Source organism: Melioribacter sulfuriphilus (assembly GCF_051488685.1).
Lineage (GTDB): Bacteria > Bacteroidota > Ignavibacteria > Ignavibacteriales > Melioribacteraceae > Melioribacter.
The window spans coordinates 23587-43511 of sequence record NZ_JBPSEH010000009.1; the positions used below are offsets into that span (position 1 = coordinate 23587).

The following is a 19925-nucleotide window of genomic DNA, read 5'->3' on the forward strand; positions in this document are numbered from 1 at the left end:
ATGAAAGCTTACCATCTCTTTAAAAAAGACTGGGAATCGGAACTTAGAACTCGTTATGCCCTAAATGCATTGTCGATGTTTATTCTTGTTACGATTAGTGTGATAATGTTTTCGGTAGGGAGCGAAAAGATAAGTGAATATTTGACGGGAGGATTACTCTGGGTGGTCATTTTCTTTTCGGCAATGTCGGGTCTTTCAAGAGCTTTTGTTTCGGAAGAAGAGCGGGGAACAACTCTTACGCTTCATTTAATTGCCTCTCCATCCACAATTTTTTCGGGCAAGTTGCTTTACAATCTCATTCTTGTATTCCTTATGAACTTTGCTATAACTTTTCTCTTTACGGTACTATTCGAATCTTTTATTATTAAAAACATGTTATTGTTTTTAATTGCTTTTCTGCTGGGGAATGTGGGAATTGCCGTTTCTTCTACAATAATTGCGGCAATAATTTCAAAAGCCTCGTCAAAGGGAACACTCTATCCGGTGCTTTCGTTTCCAATTCTTTTACCGCTCATTTTAATTCTTCTCGAACTTACAAAATTTGCAATGGATGGGAATAGCATAGTCGAGTCGATGACCGAGATACTAGTACTTGTATCGTACGACGTAATTATGACAACAGCTTCATACTTGCTTTTTGATTTTATCTGGAAAGAATAAATTACAAATGCAGTAAGACTTTATTTATTATCTTTGTCAACTGAAAAAATTATTTAATTACATATTATGGAATTCAAATTTTCCGACAGAATAAATCGAACCGCTACATCACTCACGATGCAGATTGCTCAAAGAGCAATAGAATTGCGAGCCGAAGGGGAGGATGTTGTTGACTTCAGTGTGGGCGAGCCCGATTTCCCGACACCGGAAAATATAAAGAATGCGGCAATAAAAGCATTAGAACGAAATTTAACCAAGTATACAATTAATACGGGCATTGTTGAGCTGCGTAAAGCAATTGCGGATAAACTCGAAAGAGATAACGGACTTCTGTATTCAACTGATGAAATAATAGTGTCGAATGGAGCAAAGCAATGTGTTTATAACGCAATTCAGGCTCTTGTGGGCGAAGGCGACGAGGTACTGATTCCTGCGCCTTTTTATGTATCTTATCCCGAAATGGTAAAGCTTGCAGGAGGCACTCCAGTTATCATCAATACTTCTTTCGAATCGGGTTTTAAATTAACTCCCGAACTATTGGAATCGTATGTAACACCGTCAACTAAAATGTTGATTTTATGCAATCCGTCGAATCCTACAGGAAGTGTATTTCACGAAAACGAATTGAACGCATTGAAAGATGTGCTTAAAATGGGAAGTTATTTCATTTTAACCGACGAAATTTATGAGAAGATAATATTTGATAACATTCGTTTTGAAAGCGTGGCATCCCTCGGCGATGAAATCAAAAAGAGGACAATTGTAGTAAACGGGCATTCAAAAGCATATTCGATGACGGGCTGGCGTATTGGATATGCGGCAGCTGACCGCAGTATTGTAAAAGCTATGGCTAAAGTACAAAGTCATTCTACTTCCAATGCTTCTACTGTTTCTCAATATGCAGCCCTTGAAGCTTTGACAGGTCCTCAGGATTCCGTAGAAATTATGCGCAGGGAATTTGAAAGAAGGCGAGATTTTCTTTACAAAGAATTAAACTCAATCGAAGGCATAAAAACTACAAAACCCGAAGGTGCGTTTTATATTTTTCCCGATGTATCGAATTATATCGGCAAAAAATTTAACGGCAAAGCAATTAACGACATATTCGAATTTTCTTTCTTTCTTTTGAACGTGGCCCGTGTTGTAGTTGTTCCAGGTATTGCTTTTGGAAATAAAAATTGTATCAGAATTTCATTCTCGACGTCGATGGACCGATTAGAAGAAGGAATTAAAAGAATTAAGAATGCTCTTGAAATGTTAGTTTAAGTTGCTTACGATCTGAAAAATAATATTTGAAAAATCGCTTTCCTTTCAGGAATGAAGGGAAAGGTATGCTTTTTAAAGAAAAATTATTATGCATAAACAAATTATTGAAAAATTAACTCCATTTAAAAAACTATCCGATTTACTCGAACAAAGGCAGAGGAAAGTTTTTGTATCACCTTTGGAAGGTTCGTTTAAAAGCCTTTTCGTTCAATCGTTTTTTAGAAAAGGTAAGCAGATATTATTATTAACATCCTCGCTGACCGAATTAAAGGAATTGAGTGTTGAACTTGCTCTGCTTGGATTGTCCGATGATTTAATTGTACTTGAGGACTTCGAAGGCGACGTCGTCCAGGAAAAATTAACCGATATTTCGAACCGCAAATCGTTTATTCTTGTATCGACTTACGAATTGCTTAAAGAAAAATTTCCTTCCAGAGATGCACTCGGAAAAAGCACAACAAAAGTTGAGATTGGCGGGGAACTTCCTTACGATCAACTCATCGAATATCTCAACCTGATCAATTACGACCAGGATAAATATGTCGATCAACCGGGCGAATATGCGCTGCGAGGTTCGATAATCGATTTCTGGTCCTACAGTGAAAAACTACCTTGCAGGGTTGAATTCGACGGCGATTTTATTGAATCGATCCGATATTTTGACCCGGAATCTCAACGTTCCACACAAAAAGTCGATTCTGTTACACTTGCCTCCTCGTGCGCAAATGGCGAAATGACTGCGGATATTTTCGATTATCTCGAATCGCCGTTTGTTATTGCTTCGGATTATTATTTAGCAAATCTCACGAACATCAACGATTCCAATAAAAATTTGACCGATAAAATGGATGACCTCGACGAGGATTTGAAATACGAACTTTACGAATACGAGTTAGAAAATTACACTTATAAAAAAGATGAAGTGAAAAGAAAAAATGAATTACGGGTAGAATCGTTATTTGATAAAGATGCATTCTGGGTTCTGGAAGACCACATTGGAATTCATGAAGAGAGGATTAACCTTGGTTTGAGCGAAGCTCCATATATCAATTCCAATTATGAACTTTTGTTTTCCTCGTTAAAAAATTATGCTGCGAAAGAATTTGAAATAGTTGTGGCCGTTGAAAACCAGCTCCAGATAAAGCGGTTAAGTGATTTATTTACCGAATACGATGAAGAAATTCAAAAATATTACGAACAGGGATTAATCAAAATAATCGAATTGCCTATCAAGTCGGGCTTTGCAGTTAAAGAAGACCGATTCCTGTTGATGACGGATTATCAAATATTCAATAAACCTTACAGGACGCGCCTATCAGAAGTTCAGAAAAAAGTTAAAAGAGTAACGAAGAAATCCAAGACTCGCGACCTTGCAAATCTAAAAATTGGCGACTATGTAGTGCACGAAAATTTCGGAATCGGTCAGTATGCCGGTTTGCAGACGATTAAAATCGGGAACGTCGAGCAAGAATCGATAAAAATTTTATATGCTGAAGGCGGCGTTGTTTATGTTAACTTGAATTATTTGTCGCTGGTAAAAAAATATTCTTCCAGTGATAATGTCAAACCAAATTTATCCGTGCTCGGCTCTGGCGAATGGAAATCGACAAAGAAAAAGGTAAAGAGTAAAATCAAAGAAGCTGCACGGCAGCTCATTACTCTTTATGCCAAAAGAAAAATGTCAAAAGGTTTTGCATTCAGTCCCGATACAATCTGGCAAAAAGAACTCGAGGCATCTTTTATCTACGAAGACACACCCGATCAGGCTCGTGTTACCGAAGAAATTAAAAATGATATGGAAAATGAAACTCCCATGGACAGGCTTGTTTGTGGCGATGTGGGATTTGGAAAAACCGAAATTGCTGTAAGAGCAGCATTTAAAGCCGTAAACGACAATAAGCAGGTGGCTCTGCTTGTGCCTACCACAATATTAGCAGAACAGCATTACAATACATTCAGGGATCGATTGGTTCAGTTTCCTGTAAGAATTGAAGTCCTTTCGAGGTTTCGCTCTCCGAAAGAACAGAAAGAAATTGTCGAAAAACTTGCGCGCGGAGAAGTCGATATTATCATTGGCACACACAGATTGTTGTCGAAAGACATCAGTTTTCGCGATCTCGGACTTTTAATTATTGACGAGGAGCACCGTTTCGGCGTTATGGCAAAGGAAAAGTTGCGAGCTCTTAAAGCCAATGTAGATACGCTTACACTTACTGCTACACCGATACCGAGAACATTGAATCTTTCTTTACTCGGTGCACGTGACCTCTCGATTATTGCAACTCCTCCCCCAAACAGGCAACCTATCTTCACAAAAGTAGATTCGTTCGACATCCAAAAAATAAGAGAATGGGTGCTGAGTGAAATTAAAAGAGGCGGACAGATTTATTTTATACACGACAGGGTACAATCGATCGAAAAAATTGCTGCTTACATAAAAAAACATATTCCCGAAATAAAAGTAGGCATAGCTCACGGAAAATTGAAGCCAGCGCAACTTGAAAAAGTGATTCACGATTTCGTCGAAAAAAAATACGACATGCTTATTTCTACAAAAATAATCGAGTCTGGAATTGACATTCCAAGTGTAAATACAATCATAGTGAACAGGGCTGATAGATTTGGTCTGGCGGAATTACACCAGCTACGCGGCAGGGTAGGTAGAAGCAATCGTCAAGCTTACGCTTATTTCCTTGTGCCATCTGTCAATACAATTACAAAAAAGGCTTTTCGTCGTCTGCAGGCAATCGAAGAATATACAGAGCTGGGTGAAGGATTTAGCCTGTCGATGAGAGACCTCGAAATCAGAGGAGCCGGCAATTTGCTGGGAACCGAACAGAGTGGATTTATCGATTCGGTGGGCTTCGACCTCTATCTGAAACTTGTAGACGAAGCGGTTGAAGAATTGAAAGAAAGCGAGTTTAAAGAAATTTTCAGGGATTTACCCAAACAGATTGAACGCTCTGAACCAGCTATCGATACATACTTTGAAATTGGTATTCCTGCGGATTACATGCCCGATCAATCCGACCGCCTTGGCTTTTATACCTCTTTGTTCTCTATGGTTAAAATCGACGAGACAGAAGAAATAATTGAAGAACTGGAGGACCGCTTCGGTAAAATTCCCCCCGTAGTTAAGAACTTAATTGACGTCGCACGACTCCGTTTCTATGCTTCGCTTGCTCTGTGGGAAAGAATAATCATTCAACAGGACAAAGTAATTGTGGTTTTACCTAAAGGGAACAGAGAAGAATATTATAAAAATAAGTTTGTTCCAATTCTTGAGTACATTAATTCTAATTTCGGCAAAAGAGTCCGCTTTGTTCAGCAAAAGGAACTTCTTAAACTGGAAATAACAAATGATTTTAAAAATCCCGAAGACATCCTTAAATTCATGATTACATTTACACAGAGGATTTCGGAATTGACAGGAGAATATCATCCGAAAGCCGAAGTGGTTAATTAATACCTCTCATCTTGTTAATCAGTTCGAATCTGTTTAATTTAGTAACTCAAATTCAGACATACAGGTAAATATGAATAAAAACAGTGTATATATCGAAACGTACGGCTGCCAGATGAATTTTGCAGATTCTGAATTGGTAATGGGAATCTTAAAAAACAAAGGATTTGAAATTACGCGTAATATTGACGATGCTAATGTAATACTTCTCAATACCTGCAGTGTAAGAGACAATGCCGAGCAAAAGATATTTAACCGACTCGACCACTTGAAACGTGTAAAAAGAGAAAATCCGCAGGCAATTATTGGAATATTGGGCTGTATGGCCGAACGTCTAAGAAAAAGACTTATTGAGGAAAAAAAGATTGTCGACGTTGTAGTAGGGCCGGATGAATACAGACGCTTACCTGAATATATCGACCATGCCTTTGGAGGTGAGAAAGGAATCGGCGTTAAACTATCGCGTACAGAAACTTACGACGATATAATACCTTACAGAGAAGATGGGATAAGTGCGTGGATATCGGTTATGAGAGGTTGCGACAAGTTTTGCAGTTTCTGTGTTGTACCTTTTACAAGGGGCAGGGAAAGAAGCCGCTCACTCGAATCGATTGTAAACGAAGTTAAATCGTTATCCGAAAGAAATTTCAAAGAAGTCACACTGCTCGGGCAGAATGTAAATTCTTACAACGATAACGGAAGGGACTTTGCAGATTTGCTGGCTGCATGCTCAAATGCGGCCCCGGAAATGAGAATCCGATTTACCACATCGCATCCTCAGGATTTATCCGATAAGCTTCTCTATACAATTGCCGAACACGACAATATCTGCAATTATATTCATCTGCCTGTACAATCGGGTTCGAATAGAATACTGGAACTAATGAATCGCACCTACACTATCGAACACTATCTAAATCTTATCGATAAAGCACGCAGAATTATTCCAGGCGTCAGTTTTTCAACAGACATTATTGCAGGTTTTCCCACCGAAACCGAAGAAGACCATTTAATGACGCTCGAAGTTATGAAAGAAGTTAGATACGATGGTGCTTATATGTTTAAATATTCTCCTCGAGAAGGTACGAAAGCTTACAGTATGAACGACGACGTCCCCGAAGAAACCAAAATCAGAAGATTAAATGAAATAATCGATCTTCAGCAGCAGATTTCTTATGAAATCAATCAATCTTTGATTGGTAAAGAAGAAATAATATTGGTCGAAGGATTTAGTAAAAAATCCGATGAATTCTTGTCGGGCAGAACAGATACGAATAAAGTTGCAGTCTTTCCGAAGCGCGATGATATAAAAGTGGGAGATTATGTGAGAATTGAAATAACACGCGCAACTTCAGCCACTTTGTTTGGTAACTCACCTGTATTGGTCGAGGTCAACTAAACGTCCTTTTATACTGAATTTATTTTCGAGAAGCTCTAGTAAAGGCTTGCTTTCAATCTCATTCTCGAATTTTCCTGCCAGAACAATACTGAATAAGCTTCCTCCAATTTCTCTGCTGATTATTTCACATTCGTATCCTTCCATCTTTAACTGGCTTACAAGGCGCTCTGCATTTTCCTTTTTTAAAAATGCACCAGCCTGTACTGTATATTTGTATTCTTTAAGTTCCTCTACCTCATCTGTTGTATCTGGCAAATTTCTGTCGGTATATTTCAAATAAGGTGACGAAGGATAATTTTTTTTCAGTGTATTGAGATATGATTCAGCTTTTTTATAAGCTCCGATTGAGTAATAATATGTATAAATTCGGTAAAGAGCAGCGTCGGCATAACGGCTTTCCGGAAATTTTTCAAATATGTTTATGTATTTATTCAATGCACTTTTTCCGTCGCTGGTAAGTACGGCATCAAGGAACAATATCGATGGATCCGACTCGGTATAATTTTTTTTAAGAAATTCTACAGCTTTATCGATCTCCCCTTTTTCTATATTAATTAGTGCGTCTTTTATGTCAATTTCCTGAGAAAATGTTGTTATATGTCCACAAAAGAAAATTGAAAGGAATAAAACTTTTATAAAATATTTGGTAATGCAGGTCATTATTTTTCGTATTCTTATTATATTATCATTAGATTATAACAAAAATAGCAAAAAATATGGACGAAGAAAGGAATTCACTTCACAAAGAAAACGACGATAAAGAACAGAAGATTAAAATAAGTATAACGCCGGTTGGAGCTGCTTTGCTGGGACTGGCGTTGGTCTTTGTGCTTTATCAATTCGGCGGTGCTCTTCTTACATTATTGATATTTGGATTTGATGTAGACAAAGCTGACGTCAATGCAGTCAGATTGCTAACGGCAGGTGGACAAATTTTATTAATTCTTTTACCGTCACTTTTATTGGCAAAATTTATTTACACCGACGTCACTTCAATTCTTAAATTCAAATTTCCTGAAAAAAAGGAAGTATTTCTTTTTATAATCGGGATGATAATTATTACTCCTTTGTTGCAAAATTATCTTTATATACAGAATTATTTTATTACGAAAGCAGCCGAAAACTATGGAGCAATTAAATCAATCAAACAAATTGTAGACCAGCTCGACAAATTACTCGAAAGTGCATACGGAAGTTTGCTCGTTTCAAATTCATTTTTCGAGTCATCGTTAATAGTGTTCATCATTGCGGTAATACCGGCTATTTGCGAAGAGGTCTTTTTTAGAGGCTACGTTATATCGAGCTTCCAGCTCAAATATTCACCATTTCTCAGCGCCCTAATAACGGGATTATTTTTCGGAATTTATCATTTCAATCCTTATGGCTTGATTCCACTAATAGTGCTCGGAACATATTTTGGATTTGCTGCATACAAAAGCGAGTCCATTTTTGTGCCGATGGCTCTTCATTTTCTGAATAATTTTTTTGCAGTTACAGCTTACTTAATCCTGGGCGAGCAGGAACTAATAAGTTCAAACGTCGTTCCAGAAAAAGATATTTCAATATATCTTATCAGTTTTGTTGTTTTGGTTATTCTATTTGCAGCATTTGTATTTTACGTAAATAGAATGTATAAATTAAAAGAAGAACAAAAAGAAGGTGAATTATGATTTGTCCGAAATGTGAATACGAATATGTTGAAGGAATAAATGTATGTCCTGATTGCGGTGTTCAATTAGTTAGCAAAGAAGAATTTGAGGGACATCTGGTACACCCTGAAGATTGGGTAGTGGTTTATACCTGCTCTGACAATATTGAAGCCGAGATGTATAAAGCGAATCTGGAAAGCGCAGATGTTGAAACACTGGTATTATCTCAGAAGGACAGGAACTATCCGACTGTTGGCGACCTGGCAATAATTAAAATCCTGGTAAAAAAAGTTGATGCAGAATCCGCTCTTGAAATAATTAAAGATATCAATAGCCGCTCAATAAATTCGGAGGATCAGGGAGATGAAGAGTAATCTTACCAAACGTGTAATTGTTGCTCTCTTCGGTATTCCCATAATCTTATTTCTTGCAATGGCAGGGAAAGGACCGTTTTTATTCCTGGCTTTGTTTATAGGCATCTTATCTTTTATTGAATTTGCAGGTATGTTGAAAAAAAAGAAATTTTATCCGAATGTTATTGCCGGTACAGTTGCGATAATTGCATTGATATTGAATGCATACTTTCATTTCATCGAATTTGAAATCCTATCATTTTTGATCGTTGCAGTAACATTATTCTGGGAAATGTTTAGAAATAAAGAATCTGCAGTAGCCAACATAGGGGCAACACTCACGGGCATATTTTATATTGGACTGTTTACTTCGGCGATGGTTGCTATCAGGGAGTTTTATAGTGATTCATTCTTCCTTTATGATAATGGAGGTTATTTAATAATTGGAGTACTGGTTTCGATATGGGTATGCGACTCTGCAGCATATTTTATTGGAACTGCATTTGGTAAGCATAAAATTTTTCCAAGAATAAGTCCTAATAAAAGTTGGGAAGGCACAATTGCAGGTTTGGTATTTGCAGTAGCCACAATGATTGTATTCGTAACTTTGTTGATTGATGTACTCACAGTGAAAGACGGAATAATTATTGGATTAATTATTGGTGTCTTCGGTCAAGTTGGTGACTTCATAGAAAGTATGCTGAAAAGGGATTGTAATGTGAAGGATTCTTCGTCAATCATACCAGGTCACGGTGGAATTTTCGACCGTTTCGATTCATTGATTTACAGCGCCCCGCTCGTCTATCTTTATCTCTATTACTGGACGACATTTTAGCTTTATCCATAAGCTTATGAAAAATCAGAAATAGTATAGATATTGTATCTTGAAAACACTGACTGTTTCGATTGACGCCATAGTGCGCATGTCGTTTCGTTCATGTAAATCGTTGATTGCCAGATAAATCCAGCTTTTTGGAAGAAATTGATACGAGAAAAGTGCACCTAAAAAAATTCTTTCCAATTTGTCTGAAGATCTGAGAAAAAGATTATCGATGTAGACGTAGAAATTCAAGTCGTTAAGCGGAGTAAACGAAATCCACGGGCGCGTGTTGATAGTGATTTCTTCAATATGATTATCCGGATTGCCTTCAATCCAGAGATTAGCCGACGCACCAATATTTATGAAGTTGGAAATATTCCAGCCGAAGCTCGAGCCTGCCCAGCTGTAGAATGCAAGATATTCTCGTGAAAAATTGTAAGTTCTTGAAAACCCGCCCCAAACATTACCCCACCATGATGGGTCGGGACTAAACCAGCTACTGAGATTGACAGAATAATAATCATATTTAACCGTGTCGTCTTTGACTTTACCGAAATCGGTATTAATTTCATACCCCCAATTGCTTCTGAATTGCATATTAAATCCTATGACCCATGCTCTGTCGGTATAGTCATCTATTTTTTCGTAGTTAACAGCAGGTCCTGTATAAATTAAAATTTGGGATATAGCGCCTTTATCTATGAACCAGACTGGTCCAGCAAGACCGACAGCTTCAAAAGTTCCACGCCAGGGTACATAGCCCACCTGATCGATATCGAAATCGTTTCCCACATAACGAGAACGAAACATTAAAATCCAGTCGTTCGTCATATTTGTATATCCCATTGAAGCGGCATAATCGCCTTTTGAGTTCTGAATTGAACGTGCAACTTGATAAGCCAGCTGCCAGTTCGAATTTCTGAATGCGCCGTCGATATCGAATACACCTTCGGTTCCAGCTGCAGTTTGCTTTCCGACGAATAAAATGCCTACTTCAGAATTTTCCATGATCTGGCGCTTCAGTCTGCCCGACAAAAAAAATGATGAAGGCTCAATTTTCGTTGAGTCGTCTTCGGTATATTCTACTTCGGGCGTTCTTGCAACAAAACCGCCGTATTGCCACATTCCTATCCTTCCAAATGCTTTGGCTCCAAAATTAATTGGCACTTCTTTGCCATCGGGTAGCAACTTGCCGATTCTTCTTGAATAGAAAAGTTCCATCGGTCTGTAAAATCCCCAGTTACGCTGTCTGCCGGCGGGCATGAAAATTTCATTACCTTGAATAAAGAACGGTCTTCTCTCTGAAAAATATGATTCGTATCGAGTGATATTGAAATTGTATGGATCAGCCTCTATTTGAGCAAAATCAGGATTTGCCGTTGCTTGAAAGGTCAGCTGGGACGATGGGTTATAAAAAATGTCGAGTCCGAAATTTGGTTTCATTTTATCGTTCAAAGTTGTGTATTTGCCATAGGTCGTTGGGTAAATTTCAAGGTTTAATCCTTTTACTGAAGGTTTAGATTTGTCGAAGACTAATTTACCAAATTTGGAAATGCGCTGTCCTTCATTTTGCTCGTAGACACACCAGTATAAATCTTCTTTCAAGGTCGGTATCCAGCGGTCGAAATCCAATCCCCAGTAATCGAGATTTTCGTCATACTGGAGAGATTTATATGGAATTTCTATTTCAACGACATAACCCCAATCGTAAATCTGTGCGGCCGAGAACCAGATTCCATCCCAATTATAATCGCGATTGCGTGCGTCATCGAGCAATCTGCAATCGGATCGTACGTTCGCAGCCGAAACGGCGAACTTATATGCCGTCTTTCTATCGCCGAATGTATCGAGCATTATCGAAACAACATCTCCATTTGCATTGTCGTGTTTGCCAGTGTAATGTTGAATGTTTTTTTTATCGTCGTAAGAAATTATTAAACAGAATAAAGAATTGTCCGTACTCAAAATTTTAGCAACTGTTCTTTTACTCGGCGCTTTTGAATAATATGGTGACAATTGAAAAAAGTCGTCTGTCGAATCGGCTCTGCTCCATATATCGTCTATAATTCCATCGATTTTAATGTCTGCATCAACTTTCTTTAATTTCATTACTTTTTCTTCGTTGGCAGCGAAAATTTTTACAAGGATTAACAAAAATAACATCGATTTTTTCATGACTTCTCCGGGTGACGTTTTAAACAACTTTCTTTATGTTTGTTTTGCTTGGTCTTTTAGACGTGACTTCTTGGAAAATGGTTGCATCTGGAAAATTCATATTGAAAATTACGGCGATATTTCTCACTGCTGCTGCAGTTAGCCTCGCTCAGCAGGTAGACAGTAGTATGTATTATGTTAATCTTGCAAGGCAATATCTTTCTACAGGAGATAGTCTAACGGCTGAAAAATTGCTGGAGAAGTTAATTCAAAAATTTGAGATGCCCGAGTTTATCTATTTACTAGGAAAACTGAAAGCTATTAGAACAGATTACGGCGAGAGGAACAAAGCCTACCAATTGCTCAAAAAAGCCGCCCTTTTGGAGCCACGGAATATTAAATACAGACTTGCTTATGCAACAATATTGAAAGACTTCGCGCGTGTTTCTGCTTACAAGGAATTTAAAGAAATTCTTAAGCTCGATTCGACTTCAATTGAAGCTTACCTGAATCTTGCCGAAATAAAAGACGAGGACTTTACGAATTATAATAATTCTTATCGAAAACTTGGCGATGAGTTTTTAGCAAGTTTACAGGAGTATGCGAATGAAGATTTTAAAGAAGCAGAGAAGTACTATCGAGCTGTTTTATCTATAGACTCGATAAATTATGAAGCTAATTATAAGTTAGCTCTGCTCTATATGAAAGCAGGTAATTTTGAAAAAGCTGCCGGCCTTTTGCACCGTCTTTATCAGATAGAAAAGAAAGATACTAAAATAAATCTCGCTCTTGGATTCTGTTATTATAAATTGCGGAATTTTACAGAAAGCAACCGCTTTTATAAACTCGCTTTCAGATACATGACTTACGAAGAAAGAAAAGAATACGATTATGAATCGGCGGTTAAAATGCTACAGCCCGCCTACGATGAGATAATGGGCGACAATGAATATAAAAGAAGTCATTTCATCAAATTTTACTGGCAGGTAAACGACCCTTTGTATTTAACTGATTACAACGAAAGATTGCTCGAACATTATTCCAGGTTGACATTTGCAAATCTTTTTTTGAGTAACAACCAAAAGAAAGGATGGCAAACAGACAGGGGAGAAGTGATTCTACGGTACGGTGAACCATTGAATATAATGAGAATTAGACCATCGATGGGCGAAGCAGGGTACGAAATGAAGACGGACGTATGGAATTACGAAGAAATGAATTTTGGATTCACGGATATGGCGTTGAACAATAATTTTATTTTCAGTGCCCCGCCTGTCGAAAAAGAAAAGGTTGTTTCTCAATATCCACTAAACTCTCACGAGCTTATACAATATTTAAGAAAATCATATCATTCAAAGTACGTGCCCGTCTACGAGGGCAGTCAATTCTCGGTATCTTCTAAGGAGTACTATTTTAAATCGGCTCTTTATCCGTCGAAAACTGAGATGCATATTGTTTTTCATATTCCTGACAGTATAAAAACAGATGGAGACAGTTTGAATATCAATACGGGCTTTTTCTTGTTCGATAGATACCATAATCAGCTTGAAAAGATTGTTGAGAATAAATATTTCGAAACAAACTCGGGATTAAACGAATTTGTTGCAGTGTTAGAGCCCGACAGCGGTTTTTATTCTTTTGAACTGATAGAAAAATCGAGCAGAAAGACTTCTGTAAAAAGAGGAACATTGAACATTCCGGACTACAGAAAGTTATTATCACTCAGTTCACTCATTTTGGCCGATACTGTGTATTCAGCCAGTAAAGGAATTTTGCAGCGCAGACAGTATTCTTTTAATCCATATATTAAAGATACTGTTATCGGTAAGGTTTATCTTTATTATGAAGTTTACAATCTTAATAAAAATGGGAAAGGTTTTGCCGAATTTAGACAAAATATTAAAATAAAACGTAACGAAGGCAAAGAAGGCTTCTTATCCGCTATTAAAAATCTTTTTTCAAAAAGAAAAGCACTTACTTTGACAAACAAGTACAGAGCCGATAGAAGTGACGTGCCGCTTTTTATACGGTTGGATTTAAGTGGCTTGAAAGCGGGGGATTATGATATCGAAGTCGAAATTGAGGATTTAAATTCTAAAATGAATGTAAAATCAAAATTGCAGTTGTACTTAATACCGGTAAATTGAAATAGATAAAATTTCTTTCCGAAAAATCAAGGGAGTGAAAAAGTTGAAATGTTGTTATATTCGTAATTATAAATTCTAAAGAGAATGAAAATGAAAGAACCGGAAGTAAATTTAGAATTAGCACTTGAACACGGATTGACAGAAGAAGAATATAATATAATTTGCGAGCGTCTTGGCAGGACGCCCACGTTTACGGAACTCGGAATTTTCAGTGTAATGTGGAGTGAACATTGCAGTTATAAAAATTCGATTGCTCTACTAAAAACGCTTCCGAGGTCGGGTGGTCGACTGCTTGTAGGAGCCGGCGAAGAAAATGCGGGACTGGTTGATATTGGCGACGGTCTTGCAATTGCATTTAAAATTGAAAGTCACAATCATCCCTCAGCTGTGGAACCGTATCAGGGCGCAGCTACTGGGGTCGGGGGTATTTTAAGAGATATTTTTACAATGGGTGCTCGACCGATAGCCTGTTTGAATTCGCTCCGTTTCGGGACACTCGACGATCCGCGAACCCGCTACCTTTTCGAAGGAGTAGTAAAAGGAATTGCCGATTACGGGAATTGTTTTGGAGTTCCAACTGTCGGTGGCGAAGTCTATTTCGACGATTCGTATAAATACAATCCTCTTGTAAATGCAATGGCAATTGGTATAGTCGATACAAACCGTACTGCTTCGGCAATTGCCAGAGGGGAAGGCAATCCAGTTATGATTGTTGGCTCGTCGACTGGTAGAGATGGCATTCACGGTGCTACATTCGCTTCCGAAGAAATATCCGAAAAGTCTGAGTCGAAAAGACCATCAGTACAGGTAGGCGATCCGTTTACCGAAAAGCTCCTGCTTGAAGCTACTCTCGAAATTATTAAAGAAGACCTGATCGTGGGTATTCAGGACATGGGTGCTGCTGGAATTTCGTGCTCGACATCCGAAATGAGCGCCAAAGGTAAATCGGGAATGGATATTAATCTCGATATGGTTCCGCTACGCGAAGAAAAAATGACGGCCTACGAAATTATGCTCTCAGAAAGTCAGGAGCGTATGCTGGTGGTTGTAAAAAAGGGGAAAGAAGATCGTGTAAAAGAAATTTTCGACAAGTGGGATTTGAATTGTGAAATTATCGGATATGTCACCGACGAACCACTTCTGAAAATCAGGCATCACAACGAGCTGAAAGCAGTAATTCCTCCTTACGATCTTGTCCTCGGCGGAGGAGCTCCTGTTTATTATCGAGATGCTAAAGAACCGGAATATTTGAAAGAAATTACCAAACTCGATCATAACGAAATACCGGAACCAGAATGTATTTCCGAAGTGTTTGAAAAGATTTTTTCATCTCCTAATATTGCATCGAAAAGTTGGGTTTATGAACAGTACGATTCAATGGTTAGAACAAATACTGTCGTTGGTCCCGGTTCTGATGCAGCAGTGATAAGAATTAAAGGCACTCAAAAAGCAATCGCAGCAACAACTGATTGCAATGGTAGATATGTTTATCTGAATCCTAAGGAAGGAACAAAGATTGCAGTTGCTGAATCAGCACGCAATGTTGTCTGTTCGGGTGCAATTCCTCTGGCTATTACGAATTGTCTGAATTTTGGAAATCCATACAAACCTGAAATGTACTGGACTTTCAAAAAAGCGATTGAAGGAATGGGAGAGGCTTGCCGTTTCTTTAATACACCTGTTACAGGTGGCAATGTCAGCTTTTATAATGAAAGTCCGGACAGAGCTGTTTACCCCACTCCGGTAATTGGAATGGTAGGTATTATCGAAAACATTGATAATGTAACAACTGCAGAATTCAAGGATGCCGGAGATCTCATTTATCTGCTCGGCGAGGACTACGAAGAAATCGGCGGCAGCGAATATTTAAAAATTCAACATAACCTGGTTAAAGGCAAAATTCCTAAAATTGACTTGCAAACCGAAAAGGACCTTCATAATCTATTACTCGAATTGATCAAACGGAAAATTATTAAATCGGCACACGACATTTCCGAAGGGGGAATTTTAATTGCACTGGCGGAATGTTGCATTATAAACAAAGAAAAACCAATCGGAGCAAAAGTTCATATACCCGTTAAATCCAGAGAAGATTTTTCATTCTTTTCAGAAAGTCAATCAAGAGTGATTGTTTCCGTAAGTCGCGAAAATAAAGATTCTTTTGAACAAATTGCCTCCAGGAGTTTTACTCCATACACTTATCTTGGCGAAACGATTGACGATATTCTATCGGTTAACGATCAATACCAGTTTAAGCTGGAGCGTTTGATTAAGCTCTATTATTCTTCTATTTCAGAAAAAATGAATATTGTCTGAACTGAAATAATGAAAAAATCTATTCAAAGAGCCTATAACGTTCTGAAAATATTGAAATATTACCTGTTGGGATTATACCAGAGGATTGAAGAACACAACCTTTTCCTTTCAGGAGCTGGTATTGCTTATTCGTTGTTGCTGAGCATGATACCTCTTATTCTATTGATATTTTCTTTGCTAGGCAATGTATTCGAAGCAGCACGTCTCGAAAGAATAATCAATCAGATTATCGAATTGCTTCTTCCATACAAGCAATATGCAGATTATGCTAAAGAAGTAATCAGCAGAAGACTTCCACAGGTTATCGAGTACAAAACACTTGCCGGGTATCTTGGATTGTTTGGCTTAATAGTTACATCAACCTGGATATTCAGTAGTCTACGAACAATTCTTAATCAGATTTTTCATACAAAAATTGAGAAACACGCACTGATTGGATTTTTACGCGATATCGGGATGGTGTTACTCGTTGTAATCTTTATTTCACTTTCAACACTTATATTTCCCATACTAAATATTATTGTGGAGAATGCGCAAAGTTCGCCTGTTATTTCATATGTGGAAATTGCTAATGTATGGAATATTGCTGTCTGGATTATATCTCTGATAGTAATGCTTATATTATTTTTTCTGCTCTACTATCTTATACCTTATGAACGTCTTCCAAAGAAAGTAGCACTAACAAGCGCTATATCAACTACTTTATTATGGGAAACTGCCAGGAGCCTGTTCGGATATTACATCAGACATTTTCTCAACACTAATCCATTCTATGGCGCCTTTGTCCTTTTTGTTGTTATATTATTATGGATCTTTTATTCGTCATGTATTTTTATTGCTGGCGCAGAGATAGGACAACTGTATCGAGAGAGGTTAAATGAAAAGACATCCTAGTTTGATCGATTTATCCAAAGAGCATCATAACGGATTGATACTTGCTCAGATATTAAAAAAGGACACTCCTGCTTATCGCGATTTGCCTGCTGACGTAGAAGGGAAAAGAAATTATGCTCTACGGTTTTATAGTGCAGAATTGATAAAACATTTTCGTAAAGAGGAAGATATTTTGCTGCCTTTTTGTTCGGGTATTACGCCTGAGCTCGATAACCTGTTTCAAAGAATGCTCAATGAACATGATAAATTAGAGGAACTGTTCAATAAACTAAAAATCGAAAAAGATTATGAAAATACAATGCACGAAATTGGAATGATGCTGGACGAGCATATTAGAATGGAAGAACGAGAATTATTTGAATTGATACAAAACCAACTGGACGAAGAAAAATTATCCTTGTTGTACTCAAAGTTAAAGGGATGAATGTATGAAAAAATTATTCAAAGCGTTGATTATGATTGTTTTTATCCTGATGCCGTTAATAACCATGTCATTGGTAGTACAGTGCGGCAATACTCAGGAGAATAATAACGAAAAAGTAAAAGGTGTCAATGCAAAAACAGAAAACAAACCGGAAAAAAGTAGAGAAATTAAGGATCAACCTGCTAAAGAACTTGAAAAAGCAGTAAAATTAAAGGTTAAAGTGCGCAGAAAAAAAGCGGGCTTCTTTTTGCGGAACGGTCAAAAGCCCGATAGACTTACTTTAATTGAAGAACTTTTTTTTAATGAGAAGGGGCAGAGAACTAAACTGATCAGATATACAGCTCTTGGGGGCATCGACCTTGTTTATCAATTTGCCTATGATAATAAAGGCAAGCTAATCGCTACCGAGATTTATGACAGCTTCGGAAATCTTACTACCCGCAAAGAATCCGAGTATGACGATAAAGGAAATGAAATTAACAGAAGAATACTCACGAGCAGAAATGTACAGGAAGAGAGGATCACGTTTCAGTATGATTCATTGAACCATCTCATAAGCGAGCGCGAATACTATGGAGAAAATTTAAATGCAGAGAAAAAATATTACTATGACGGTAATCTACTCACTAAAGTAAGTGGATATAATGCTAAAGGTCAATTAGTAGCCGAGATAGAATATGTTTATGACGACAAAGGATTCCTGATAAAAGAAATTCAAAAGTCGGGTTCTACTACAAATGAAGTTGTCTATAACTACGACGAACGAGGTAACCTGATAACTACGAAGAACAAACAAACTTTTCGTCAAATGAATTATGACGAAAATAATAATCTCATCGAGGATAAACTTTTCCTTTCAGATGGTTCGCGTCAGTATAGAGTGACTTTTTCATATTACAAAAACGGACTTCAACACGAGGAAATTCGTTATGCAAATAACGAACGCCCTGCATATCTCGCAGTCTACGAATACGAATTCTATTGATGATTAAATTTCTACCTATAGGAGGCGCGCGTGAAATAGGCGCTAATTCTTTTTTCCTTCAAATCGATGGAACGGGAATACTACTTGACTGCGGCATTCATCCGCGAAAGAAAGGAATTGAGTCTTTACCTTTATTTCAATTACTGGAAAACTACCCTCTTGATTTTGTAATAATTTCACATGCTCATCAAGACCATATTGGCGCTCTGCCGTTCTTGATAAAAAAGTATCCGCATGTAATAATTTATACAACTCCCTATACAAAAGAATTAATGTCCATAACGCTTCATAATGCGGTGAACATTCTAAAGAAAGAAACAACTGAAGAGGAAAACATACCGTTTTACACGCATGAAGAAATCGATCTTCTCGTAAGGAGTATACGCGACTACGATTACAACGAAGAATTTGACCTGACTGGCTTGAACTCAGCATTCGGAAAAGTAAAAGGATGCTTTTACGATGCAGGGCATATACTCGGTTCGGCAATGGTAATGATTAAAACGGAAGACGTAAAAATTCTTTACACGGGTGATTTGAACTTATCCGAACAATCTATTGAAATACGTGCAGACGTAAACTCAGTGGACAAAGTCGATCTTTTGATTATGGAATCGACTTACGGCGATACCGACACGAAGTTGATCGGGAGTTGGGAAACGGAATTAAATAGATTCGTAACTGAATTGAATAAAATTATTGTGAAAGGAGGATCGGTTCTGATTCCAGTATTTGCACTCGGAAAAATGCAGGAAATGCTGATGTTGATTGATGAAGCTATTAGAAGCGGCAGATTAACCGAAGCAGAAATATATACAGGAGGGATCGGCAGGGAAATATCGAACATCTATGACCGATACAGGTATGTTGTCAGAAGAAAAGGTCCTGATAATGAATTAAAGCAAATTCGCCAATCCAACTTGAATGAAATTAGCGACAATAATTATTACAAAAAAAATCCGGGTTACGTATTAGCATCCAGCGGAATGATGCTCGAAGGAACTTCTTCATATCAACTTGCTCAATTCTGGTTGCGACAGAAAGATTTCGGAATATTTGGAGTCGGTTACATGGATCCTTCCACGCCGGGCTATAAAATTATTAATGCAAAAAAGAATGACACACTGATATTTAACGGCGACAGGCAAATTAATGTCGAATGCGATATAAAACGCTTCTATTTTTCGGCACACGCTAATCGTGACAGCCTCATTAACTTTGCACAAAAACTTGATCCTGAAACTGTAATACTTGTTCACGGAGAAGAATCTGCTCAGAATTGGTTAGGATATAACTTACTTACTTCTATCCCTGATGTTAAACTTTACTCAGCCGAACTGGGAAAGGAAATTATTCTCGGGGATTAAGTTTATCATTTCAATTTTATCCAAATTA

At 37.7% G+C, this 19925-nt stretch carries 15 protein-coding genes; 13 read left to right on the top strand and 2 right to left on the bottom strand.

The window, feature by feature from the left end; all coding sequences use genetic code 11:
• The 4 genes from ACSSV9_RS12580 to miaB all read left to right on the top strand — a co-directional run bounded on the left by ACSSV9_RS12580 (position 1) and on the right by miaB (position 6788).
• Entirely contained in the window at positions 1 to 660 is a 660-nt protein-coding gene (locus ACSSV9_RS12580; protein WP_437347608.1) for a heme exporter protein CcmB, read from the top strand.
• Positions 661 to 726: 66 nt separating this feature from the next.
• Positions 727 to 1926, top strand: a complete 1200-nt coding sequence (locus tag ACSSV9_RS12585) for a pyridoxal phosphate-dependent aminotransferase (RefSeq protein WP_437347609.1) — start codon at positions 727 to 729, stop codon at positions 1924 to 1926.
• An 88-nt stretch (positions 1927 to 2014) separates the two neighbouring features.
• A complete protein-coding gene (mfd, locus tag ACSSV9_RS12590) occupies positions 2015 to 5392 on the top strand; it encodes a transcription-repair coupling factor (RefSeq protein WP_437347610.1) in 3378 nt (1125 codons plus the stop codon).
• A 70-nt stretch (positions 5393 to 5462) separates the two neighbouring features.
• Entirely contained in the window at positions 5463 to 6788 is a 1326-nt protein-coding gene (gene miaB, locus ACSSV9_RS12595) for a tRNA (N6-isopentenyl adenosine(37)-C2)-methylthiotransferase MiaB (protein WP_437347611.1), read from the top strand.
• Here the strand turns inward: miaB and ACSSV9_RS12600 are convergent.
• Positions 6762 to 7448 (bottom strand): SPOR domain-containing protein, encoded by a 687-nt coding sequence (locus tag ACSSV9_RS12600; RefSeq protein WP_437347612.1) that lies wholly within the window; start codon positions 7446 to 7448, stop codon positions 6762 to 6764. The two genes, miaB and ACSSV9_RS12600, sit on opposite strands and share 27 nt — an antisense overlap.
• A gap of 56 nt (positions 7449 to 7504) precedes the next feature.
• Here ACSSV9_RS12600 and ACSSV9_RS12605 point away from each other — a divergent pair, with 56 nt between their 5' ends.
• The 3 genes from ACSSV9_RS12605 to ACSSV9_RS12615 are packed head-to-tail and all read left to right on the top strand — an operon-like array spanning position 7505 to position 9625.
• Positions 7505 to 8458: a CPBP family glutamic-type intramembrane protease gene (locus tag ACSSV9_RS12605; RefSeq protein WP_437347613.1), complete on the top strand. Its 954-nt coding sequence runs from the start codon at positions 7505 to 7507 to the stop codon at positions 8456 to 8458.
• Positions 8455 to 8811 carry a putative signal transducing protein gene (locus ACSSV9_RS12610; RefSeq protein WP_437347614.1) on the top strand — a complete coding sequence of 119 codons (357 nt, stop codon included), beginning with the start codon at positions 8455 to 8457 and terminating at the stop codon, positions 8809 to 8811. The genes ACSSV9_RS12605 and ACSSV9_RS12610 overlap by 4 nt, the downstream gene beginning before the upstream one ends.
• Positions 8801 to 9625 carry a phosphatidate cytidylyltransferase gene (locus tag ACSSV9_RS12615; RefSeq protein ID WP_437347615.1) on the top strand — a complete coding sequence of 275 codons (825 nt, stop codon included), beginning with the start codon at positions 8801 to 8803 and terminating at the stop codon, positions 9623 to 9625. The genes ACSSV9_RS12610 and ACSSV9_RS12615 overlap by 11 nt, the downstream gene beginning before the upstream one ends.
• A 24-nt stretch (positions 9626 to 9649) precedes the next feature.
• Here ACSSV9_RS12615 and ACSSV9_RS12620 read toward each other — a convergent pair whose 3' ends face one another.
• The gene (locus ACSSV9_RS12620) at positions 9650 to 11785 is read right to left on the bottom strand and encodes a DUF5916 domain-containing protein (protein WP_437347616.1); all 2136 of its coding nucleotides are present in this window, start codon (positions 11783 to 11785) and stop codon (positions 9650 to 9652) included.
• A gap of 35 nt (positions 11786 to 11820) precedes the next feature.
• On the opposite strand from ACSSV9_RS12620, the gene ACSSV9_RS12625 reads away from it, so the two are divergent.
• The 6 genes from ACSSV9_RS12625 to ACSSV9_RS12650 all read left to right on the top strand — a co-directional run bounded on the left by ACSSV9_RS12625 (position 11821) and on the right by ACSSV9_RS12650 (position 19897).
• Entirely contained in the window at positions 11821 to 13911 is a 2091-nt protein-coding gene (locus ACSSV9_RS12625; RefSeq protein WP_437347617.1) for a GWxTD domain-containing protein, read from the top strand.
• Positions 13912 to 14001: 90 nt separating this feature from the next.
• Positions 14002 to 16227, top strand: a complete 2226-nt coding sequence (purL, locus tag ACSSV9_RS12630) for a phosphoribosylformylglycinamidine synthase subunit PurL (RefSeq protein ID WP_437347618.1) — start codon at positions 14002 to 14004, stop codon at positions 16225 to 16227.
• Positions 16228 to 16236: 9 nt separating this feature from the next.
• Positions 16237 to 17121, top strand: coding sequence for a YihY/virulence factor BrkB family protein (locus ACSSV9_RS12635; RefSeq protein WP_437347619.1), 885 nt, complete (start codon positions 16237 to 16239; stop codon positions 17119 to 17121).
• Positions 17105 to 17545 carry a hemerythrin domain-containing protein gene (locus ACSSV9_RS12640; protein ID WP_437347620.1) on the top strand — a complete coding sequence of 147 codons (441 nt, stop codon included), beginning with the start codon at positions 17105 to 17107 and terminating at the stop codon, positions 17543 to 17545. The genes ACSSV9_RS12635 and ACSSV9_RS12640 overlap by 17 nt, the downstream gene beginning before the upstream one ends.
• A 4-nt stretch (positions 17546 to 17549) precedes the next feature.
• On the top strand, positions 17550 to 18530 hold the full coding sequence (locus ACSSV9_RS12645) for an RHS repeat domain-containing protein (RefSeq protein ID WP_437347621.1): 981 nt from the start codon (positions 17550 to 17552) through the stop codon (positions 18528 to 18530).
• A complete protein-coding gene (locus tag ACSSV9_RS12650; protein ID WP_437347622.1) occupies positions 18530 to 19897 on the top strand; it encodes an MBL fold metallo-hydrolase in 1368 nt (455 codons plus the stop codon). The genes ACSSV9_RS12645 and ACSSV9_RS12650 overlap by 1 nt, the downstream gene beginning before the upstream one ends.
• Positions 19898 to 19925: the final 28 nt, after the last annotated feature.

Excerpts from the sequence above, each read along its gene's own strand:
- ACSSV9_RS12580 (WP_437347608.1), top strand. The coding sequence starts at position 1 with ATGAAAGCTTACCATCTCTTTAAAAAAGACTGGGAATCGGAACTTAGA.
- ACSSV9_RS12585 (WP_437347609.1), top strand. The coding sequence starts at position 727 with ATGGAATTCAAATTTTCCGACAGAATAAATCGAACCGCTACATCACTC.
- mfd (WP_437347610.1), top strand. The coding sequence starts at position 2,015 with ATGCATAAACAAATTATTGAAAAATTAACTCCATTTAAAAAACTATCC.
- miaB (WP_437347611.1), top strand. The coding sequence starts at position 5,463 with ATGAATAAAAACAGTGTATATATCGAAACGTACGGCTGCCAGATGAAT.
- ACSSV9_RS12600 (WP_437347612.1), bottom strand. The coding sequence starts at position 7,448 with ATGACCTGCATTACCAAATATTTTATAAAAGTTTTATTCCTTTCAATT.
- ACSSV9_RS12605 (WP_437347613.1), top strand. The coding sequence starts at position 7,505 with ATGGACGAAGAAAGGAATTCACTTCACAAAGAAAACGACGATAAAGAA.
- ACSSV9_RS12610 (WP_437347614.1), top strand. The coding sequence starts at position 8,455 with ATGATTTGTCCGAAATGTGAATACGAATATGTTGAAGGAATAAATGTA.
- ACSSV9_RS12615 (WP_437347615.1), top strand. The coding sequence starts at position 8,801 with ATGAAGAGTAATCTTACCAAACGTGTAATTGTTGCTCTCTTCGGTATT.
- ACSSV9_RS12620 (WP_437347616.1), bottom strand. The coding sequence starts at position 11,785 with ATGAAAAAATCGATGTTATTTTTGTTAATCCTTGTAAAAATTTTCGCT.
- ACSSV9_RS12625 (WP_437347617.1), top strand. The coding sequence starts at position 11,821 with ATGTTTGTTTTGCTTGGTCTTTTAGACGTGACTTCTTGGAAAATGGTT.
- purL (WP_437347618.1), top strand. The coding sequence starts at position 14,002 with ATGAAAGAACCGGAAGTAAATTTAGAATTAGCACTTGAACACGGATTG.
- ACSSV9_RS12635 (WP_437347619.1), top strand. The coding sequence starts at position 16,237 with ATGAAAAAATCTATTCAAAGAGCCTATAACGTTCTGAAAATATTGAAA.
- ACSSV9_RS12640 (WP_437347620.1), top strand. The coding sequence starts at position 17,105 with ATGAAAAGACATCCTAGTTTGATCGATTTATCCAAAGAGCATCATAAC.
- ACSSV9_RS12645 (WP_437347621.1), top strand. The coding sequence starts at position 17,550 with ATGAAAAAATTATTCAAAGCGTTGATTATGATTGTTTTTATCCTGATG.
- ACSSV9_RS12650 (WP_437347622.1), top strand. The coding sequence starts at position 18,530 with ATGATTAAATTTCTACCTATAGGAGGCGCGCGTGAAATAGGCGCTAAT.